Genomic DNA, 5,566 nt, shown 5'->3' with positions numbered 1-5,566 from the left:
TCGCTATGGTTTAGACTATGTTCAAATGGCGATTCAGCATTTAATTGGTTTTGGGAAAAAAGAAGAGTTTAAGGAAATTTTGGCAATTTTAAGAAAGCAGAATCCTGATAGGATAAGGGTTCTGTGAAATTTGTCGTGTACAGAGAAATCGCATAAAGGGTGTAAGTATGAATAGGATCTATAGAGTAGTTTGGAATGCTTCGATAGGGGCATGGGTTGCGGTTTCTGAAAATGCAAAAAGTAAAACGAAAACAAAAACGGCAAAAGTAACGGTAGGGGCAGCAATTGTCATCGCTTCAGGGATAGTCATACCTGCTTATGCAGATGTAACGGGAGATGGGAAAAATATCACTGTAACAAAAGTTGGTAGTGATGATCAGGTCAGTATTACAGATAACCCTAATTTTACAACGGTCACGACGACAGGGGCAGTCACAGCAGGTAATGGCCTAACAGTAACAAGTGGTACGACAGCACTTAAAAATACCAATGTGACAGGAAACCTGTCCACATCAGGGAATACCAGTACGGCCACATTGAGTACCACAGGTGCAGCAACGATTGGCAATGGCTTAACGGTAACAAGTGGTACAACAGCACTTAAAAATACCAATGTTACAGGGAGCCTGTCCACATCAGGGAATACCAGTACAGCCACATTGAGTACTACAGGTGCAGCAACGATTGGCAATGGCCTAACGGTAACAAGTGGTACGACAGCACTTCAAAATACCAATATTACGAATCTATCCACGACAGGAAATGCTTCAGTAGGTGGGACCCTGGGTGTGACTGGGTTGGCCACATTAAATAGTGGTGCTGATTTAAATAATCAGAAAATTACTAAATTAGCGGCAGGTACAGCAAATACGGATGCAGCGAATTACGGACAGGTCAAGGCATCAAAAACAGAAGTTGCTGCGGGAACAAATATTAGCGTCACCCCAACCACAGGTGGCGATGGGCAAACGGTTTATACCGTCAAGACAATAGATAACCCTAATTTTACAACGGTCACGACGACAGGTGCAGTGAATGCGAATTCATTGGCTGTAACCAGTAATGCAACTGTTGGGGGAACTTTAGGCGTTACAGGCACGACCACGCTGAATGATAAATTAACTGTAAGTAAGAATGGTGCAGCAATTACTGGTGCAACGACGGTTACAGGTACATTGGATGTCACAGGGAATACTTCAGTAGGTGGGACACTGGGTGTCACTGGTTTGGCTACATTAAGTAATGGTGCGAATCTAAATAGTAAACAGATTACAGGATTGGCCGCAGGTACAGCAAATACGGATGCGGCGAATTACGGACAGGTCAAGGCATCAAAAACAGAAGTTGCTGCGGGAACAAATATTAGCGTCACCCCGACCACAGGTGGCGATGGGCAAACGGTTTATACCGTTAAGACAATAGATAACCCTAATTTTACAACGGTCACGACGACAGGTGCAGTGAATGCGAATTCATTGGCTGTAACCAGTAATGCAACTGTCGGAGGAACATTAGGTGTTACAGGCACGACCACACTGAATGATAAATTAACTGTAAGTAAAAATGGTGCAGCAATTACTGGTGCAACGACGGTTACAGGCACATTAGGTGTTACAGGTACAACCACACTGAATGATAAATTAACTGTAAGCAAAAATGGTGCAGCAATTACTGGTGCAACCACAGTTACAGGCACATTAGGTGTTACCGGATTAGCCACATTAAATAGTGGGGCTGATTTAAATAATCAGAAAATTACCAAACTAGCAGTCGGTACGGCCGATACGGATGCAGTTAATCTGGGACAGATCAAGACACTTTTAAGTGTTGATCCAAGTAAAGATTATAATGGCATTAAGTATTTCCGTGCCAACTCTGCTGAAGCTGATTCACAGTCAAAAGGTCTAGAATCGGTCGCTATAGGGCCTCAAGCAATTGCAAATGGTACAAGTTCAATTGCTATGGGCGACCAAGCGCGAGCAGAACAAGAAAATGCAGTTGCAATTGGTAAACAATCCGCAGCAATTGGTTTATATAGTACAGCAATTGGTTCAACCACAGGGACACCGCGCCAGCCTGTTTATACAAAAGATGCAAATGGTAAAATTACTGCAATAGATGGCATCTCTGTAACTACGACAGGAGCGGGTACGGATTTAACAGATATTATTGAAATTAATGGGGTGCCGGTTACAAATACTGAAGTTAATAGCTTCGTGGCATCGTTAAGCAGCGGTGCGAATCTTTCTCTTGGAAAGAATAGTATAGCTTTGGGCACTTCTAATTTGGCAGCCGGTGAATCTAGTGTTGCTCTTGGTGACTCATCTAAAGCTGTTGCAAAGGATGCGATTGCAATAGGTCGAAATGGTAATGCTTCAGGAGGGCAAGCAATTTCGATTGGTGCTGGAGCTCAAGCAGCTGCAAGCGGTGCACTGGCTGCCGGCGGAGCATCTAGTGCGGGCCGTGATGGTGCTGTTGCATTGGGTCAAGGTGCTTTTGCAAATACAACAGCTGGTATTTCAATTGGTCAGAATGCGGGAGTGGGTACATCACAAGGTATAACGAATGACCGTACAGACCACATTGCTATTGGACATAATAGCGGTCAAAATGTTATTGGTAATCGAAATATTGCTTTAGGTGTTGGCGCTGGTTCCAACCTGTCAGCGGACGGTAATGGCAGCTCAGATCACAATATTGCGATTGGGGTAAATGCAGGAAGCAATTTAAGTGGTGATGATAATATTGCGATTGGCCGGGATGCAAATAAAAATATAACAGCAGTTGTTGTTGAATCTGTAGCAATTGGTTCACGTGTGGATGCAACAACAGGTTCGACCGTGCTGGGTAATGAGGCCAAAGCTTATGGCGGTGATTTTGCAACTGTTCTGGGCTATAAAGCAAAAGTGACAGGCGATTCTGGAACGGCATTGGGGCGTGACTCGGAAGCTAGTGCCAACAATATTGCTCTAGGGGCATCCAGTGTAGCGAATGGAACTTCAACTGCTGCGGCTTATTTGACAGCTGAAACAAAAATGGGCGGCTATAATATAGTTTCTGTTGGTCAAGCTGGACAAGAGCGTCGTATTACCAATGTTGCAGCGGGTGCCAATCCTACAGATGCAGTCAATGTCAAGCAATTACATGAAGCGCAAAAAAGTGTCGCAAGCTTGATTGGTGGAAAAACAGGCGTCGATCCAGTTACAGGGGGATTTACAGGCTACATTATTGAATTGACAGATAAAAACACAAACCAGACTCATCAATATAAAGATGTTGCGAGTGCAATTAATGCAGTGTCATCTGGTGCAATTAGTGTTTTACCTGGCAACGCTGTCATGTATACCGCTGATGGCCGCATTTCGAATGTTACTGCAGGAACACAAGCTACAGATGCTGTGAATTTGGCACAGCTTAATCAAGCTATTGCAGATAATGGACAACATCATGTCTCCATTAATAGTAAAAATCCAGCGAATAAAAATAATACGGGAGCAACTGCTGACGAGTCGCTAGCAATTGGTGCTGGCGTCACAACAAGTAATGCAGGTGTAAAAAGTGTTGTTGTAGGTTTTGATGCTGCAACTAATGCAAAAGAAAGTGTTGCAATTGGTAATACCAGCACACTAGCAAATGGTGATGCATCTATTGCGATTGGTAAGACTGCTTTAGCAAGAAGTACAAACAATATTGCAATGGGTACCAATGCCAGCAGTAATGGTATGGAAAGTATTGCAATAGGTACCAATATTCAAATTGATAAAACCACTGGTACTTCTGACTATGCAGTAGGTATTGGTAGTTATTCAGAAGTACAGAATGCTGATCAGGCCATTGCAATTGGACGTAAAGCAGTTGTACAGGGCGATAATGGAACAGCAATTGGCCATGAGTCACGAGCAGCAAAAGAAAATGCGAGTGCATTGGGTAATTTTGCTAAAGCAACTGCAGTAAGTGCTAATGCTATTGGTAACTATGCAACAGCAAGTGGAACAAGCGCCAATGCAATTGGTGATAATGCAAAAGCGACTGCTGGTAATGCCAATGCGATGGGTAAAAGTGCAGAAGCAACAAGCACAAGCAGTAATGCAATTGGTGATAATGCAAAAGCTGCAGCTGATAATGCCAGTGCAATTGGTACCAATGCGCGAGCAACAGGTGTTAATGCGAATGCTATGGGTAAGGGTGCAAAAGCATTTGAACAAGATGCAAGTGCAATTGGTACAGGCGCTCAAGCATTAAGACAGGATACGCTTGCGTTAGGTACAAGTGCCGTTGCAAGTGGCCTCAATGCGTCTGCTATAGGTAAAAGTGCAGACGCAGCAGGTTTAAATGCGAATGCATTTGGTAATGGGGCTAAAGCTGGTGCTGAAAGTTCGAATGCTATAGGGACAGGTGCTAATGTATCTGCAACCAATGGTTTTGCTTTAGGTACTAATGCAACAGTTACACATACAAATGCAATTGCCTTAGGTAGTGGATCGATTTCTGGTAATGCAACACCAACTACAAGTGCAATTGTTAACGGTAAAACCTATAATTATGCAGGCATAAATCCAACATCAACTGTGAGTGTGGGCAGTTTAGGCAATGAACGTCAAATCATTAATGTCGCTGCAGGTCGAGTATCTGCTTCAAGTACTGATGCAATTAATGGTAGCCAGTTATTCCAAACCAATGAAGAATTAGCCAACCTAGCGAATAAAACAGCACAAGCATTAGGTGGTGGGGCATTAGCCAATCAAGCTACTGGAGCAATTAGTGCGCCAAGTTATACCGTCACAACTAACCCGGCAGGAACAGGTACAAAAACTACGGTCAATAATGTAGGTGCAGCCTTAACTGCATTAGATACCGCAGTGAATCAACCATTAAGCTTTGCTGGTGATACGGGGGCTCAAATATCCCGTAAACTTGGTGAAACGCTCAATGTGAAAGGCGGTGCAACAGGTACACTCGCTGGCACCGGAAATATAGGTGTGGTTGCCAATGGAACAAATCAGCTAGATATTCGTCTTGCTGAAACAATAAATCTTGGTGGCAATGGTAGTGTGACAACAGGCTCTGCGAGCATAAAAAATAATGAAGTTAAAGTCGGTACAAATACTTTAACGGATACTGGATTAAAAGCCGGTAATGTGAAGGTAAATACTTCGACAAATGATGTTACTGGGTTAAGCAATATAACGTGGAATCCTGCAGGCACTTACAATAGTGGTCGAGCAGCGACCGAGGAACAGTTGCTTTCTGCACAAAATCAGCTAAATACAACTTTAACTGATAAAGGTTTCAGTATCTCAGCCCAAGGTGCTAATTCAGATAAAGTTAAGCTAGGTGAAACAGTTGATTTCCGCAATACAGATGGAAATTTAGTTGCTACCCGCAGTGCGGATAATACTATTAACTATGATTTAGCCAAAAATATTAGTGTTGACAAAGTGACTCTTGGGAACATTATTATCGACAAAGCGACAGGGATCAATGCAGGCAATCAGAAGATCACCAATGTTAAAGCTGGGGATGTCAATTCAACATCTACAGATGCCGTGAATGGCAGTCAGCTATA

Annotated in this window: 1 protein-coding gene and 1 pseudogene; both read left to right on the top strand. The window is 43.2% G+C overall.

The features are described 5' to 3' along the window. A pseudogene (locus F972_RS15690) lies at positions 1–127 on the top strand (IS4 family transposase); the annotation flags it as partial. A 40-nt stretch (positions 128–167) separates the two neighbouring features. Beyond that, positions 168–5,566, top strand: a 5,399-nt coding sequence (locus F972_RS14745) for an ESPR-type extended signal peptide-containing protein (protein ID WP_004763853.1), incomplete at its 3' end; no start/stop codon positions are given.

The sequence above is a fragment of the Acinetobacter sp. CIP 102529 genome (assembly GCF_000368325.1).
Classification (GTDB): domain Bacteria; phylum Pseudomonadota; class Gammaproteobacteria; order Pseudomonadales; family Moraxellaceae; genus Acinetobacter; species Acinetobacter parvus.
The sequence above is the reverse complement of the archived record's forward strand: the minus strand, read 5'-3'. Positions and strand labels throughout refer to the sequence as shown.